This is a genomic window from Paraburkholderia sp. BCC1885, from assembly GCF_900996235.1.
Classification (GTDB): Bacteria; Pseudomonadota; Gammaproteobacteria; order Burkholderiales; family Burkholderiaceae; genus Paraburkholderia.
This window is the reverse complement of the sequence record NZ_CAAJGM010000173.1, coordinates 1-436: the sequence shown is the minus strand read 5'-3', so window position 1 is coordinate 436 and position 436 is coordinate 1. Positions and strand designations below refer to the sequence as shown.

Below are 436 nucleotides of genomic sequence, written 5' to 3'. Positions count from 1 at the left end.
CCCACAACATCCACAAGTCGTTCGGCGATCACCACGTGCTCAAGGGCATCTCGCTCGACGCGCACCAGGGCGACGTGATCTCGATCCTCAGCGCGAGCGGCTCCGGCAAGAGCACCTTCCTGCGCTGCCTGAACCTGCTGGAGATTCCCGACGACGGCTCGGTCACGCTGGGCGGCGAGGAACTGAAGATGAAGCGCCGCCGCGACGGCACGCTGCAGCCGGGCGACCGCCGCCAGGTCGACCGGGTGCGCTCGCAGCTCGGCATGGTGTTCCAGAACTTCAACCTCTGGTCGCACATGACGGTGCTCGAGAACGTGATCGAGGGGCCGATGCGCGTGCTCAAGCGCTGCCGCGCGCAAGCCGTCGAGGAGGCCGACGCGCTGCTGGCCAAGGTCGGGCTCGGCGAGCGGCGCGGCCATTATCCGGCGCATCTGTC

Annotated in this window: 1 protein-coding gene; it reads left to right on the top strand. The window is 68.1% G+C overall.

The features are described from left to right. Positions 1-8: 8 nt before the first annotated feature. Positions 9-436: ATP-binding cassette domain-containing protein (locus FQ755_RS16190; RefSeq protein WP_260858623.1), on the top strand; the 428-nt coding region annotated here is incomplete at its 3' end.